Genomic DNA, 2071 nt, shown 5'->3' on the forward strand with positions numbered 1-2071 from the left:
ATCTTTGTCAAGTAAGGACTTTGGCGATTTAAATACTTGTTTACAAACAGTTTCTTACTGATACAACCGCAAGATTTGTGGTCGGTGATGATTTCCAACATCCTCAAGCAATCTGAAGCAACCATCTATGGGATCGAGGGTAGGACGTAGAGCCAAAAAAGACAGGCATTGAGCCTGTCTAAAAAACCAAACAAATTACCGATCAGTTGGCCACAAATAGGGAGTTTTTTGCGTCAAATTTCCAAGCAATACCATCGGGATCTCTGATGCGACTCCAATCGGCAAATTCTGTTTCGGATTTATTTTTCTTGTTTCTACCCAAAACGGCCGGGGTAACTCCTAAACGTTTAGCCAAATCCGCCAAACTCATTGATGAGATAGTTTCAGAATCAGAGGTTAGAGATTCTTCCTTAACTTCTGATTCTGATTGGGATAAAGAACTATCAGGACTGTTCAAACTAGGATTAATTATCTCCTCCGGTTCTTGAATTACCGTTTCTTGAACAGCGATCGCTGCGGTATTTTCTTCCTCTTTTTCCTCAAATAATTTACCTAAATTAGTCAGAGGTTGGGAGGAGGAAATAACAGGAACCTCCGGGACGGAATTTTCCCTCTTCTCGGCGACAATCAGGGGGGATTTAGCCTCCTGCGATTGCTCTAAATTGGTCAGAGGGAATCTCGATGCAGTAATCGCAGGAATTTGTTTTTCCCCTATTTCTTCTAAAGAGGGGTCACTCTCATCAAAAATACTACCCAAGGTACTGGCGGTGATAAAGTAATAGGCCATACCCTTATCGCCTACAGCTTTTTTTTGCGCCCCAAATTCCTCAGCTTTTTTGTCTAAAAATTGTCTAGCTAATTTGGCCGTGAGATTGGCTTTTGCCGATAGGTCAATCGGGGTGAGACAACCTTGATTGTCCTGTAAAAGTTGATTGAAATAGGGGTTAATCACCGTCGATAATTTTGACCAGCGATAGTCTTGCCACACCTTGACTGCAAGAGTTAAGAAGAAGACAAGTAGGATCAATGGCCAAGCGGTAAAAACAAGGATGATTAGCACCGCTAGGGGGATGATGAGGACGAGAAACCCCGCCGTTTGACGATCGATAATTTTTCCAGTCATAATTTCATGAGCTGCCACAATTAAAATTCTTAATGGCTAGTTTGACTATCTCCTGCCATAAGTGTATATGACCAGTTTAGGCTTTATTGGTCACGCCGGTTAGTTCTAGTCGTTCAAACATGGCAAATCTTGCTTTCAGGGCCAGAGAATCATCAAGTTTTGTTAAAAAAATGGCTTGTTGATACTTTTGTTCTAAAGCTTTTTCGATTAACCAATCGGCTAAAAAGGGATTTTTGGGTAGTAAGGGACCGTGGGCATAGGTGGCGATCGCATTGTGGTAAAATGCCCCTTCATAACCGTCCTCTCCGTTATTTCCGTAACCGGTAATCACCTTTCCTAAAGGAGAAACGGTCTGTAAATAGGTACGACCCCCGTGATTTTCAAAGCCGATTACTAGCGGTTTTTCCCCGGTCATAGCTTTAATTTCCTCCGCTAAGGGGGAGGCCGTAATTTCAAAAACCACGTTACCGATACAGCGTTTTGCATTGGGACCGGGATGTTTACTTACTAGGTCTAATAATCCCAATCCTTCGATTCTTTGACCGAAAGCTGGTTCGTAATAATGTCCTAATAATTGTGGGGAACCACAGGTAAAAACCCCCGGTATTCCTGCCGATAATTGTTCTTTCATCGCCGCCGCTTTTTTACCCTGTAAATCCCGCATAACGATCTCCTGTTGCCGATCCTGCGCCCCACCCCCAACAATTATATCTACTTGATAAAATGTCTCGGCTTCTGTTTGAGCATCTAGGGGAATAATTGTCACAGCAATATCACGCCATTGACATCTTCTTTGAATAGTAATAACATTACCTCGATCGCCGTAGGTACTCATTAAGGTCGGATATAACCAGCCGATTTTTAGTTCTAGTTCTTGCATAATTTCTTAGGGGAAATGGGGGAATGGGGAAATGGGGAAATGGGGGAATGGGGGAATGGGGAAGTGGG

At 42.9% G+C, this 2071-nt stretch carries 2 protein-coding genes; both read right to left on the minus strand.

Annotated elements, in window-relative coordinates; all coding sequences use genetic code 11:
* Positions 1-202 precede the first annotated feature (202 nt).
* Complete coding sequence (locus PX636_RS19215) at positions 203-1123, minus strand: hypothetical protein (RefSeq protein WP_044034784.1); 921 nt, start codon at positions 1121-1123, stop codon at positions 203-205.
* 76 nt (positions 1124-1199) lie between these two features.
* Positions 1200-2003: a type 1 glutamine amidotransferase gene (locus PX636_RS19220; protein WP_052275378.1), complete on the minus strand. Its 804-nt coding sequence runs from the start codon at positions 2001-2003 to the stop codon at positions 1200-1202.
* Positions 2004-2071 lie beyond the last annotated feature (68 nt).

The sequence above is a fragment of the Microcystis sp. M53598_WE2 genome, from assembly GCF_030067735.1.
GTDB classification, from domain to species: domain Bacteria; phylum Cyanobacteriota; class Cyanobacteriia; order Cyanobacteriales; family Microcystaceae; genus Microcystis; species Microcystis aeruginosa.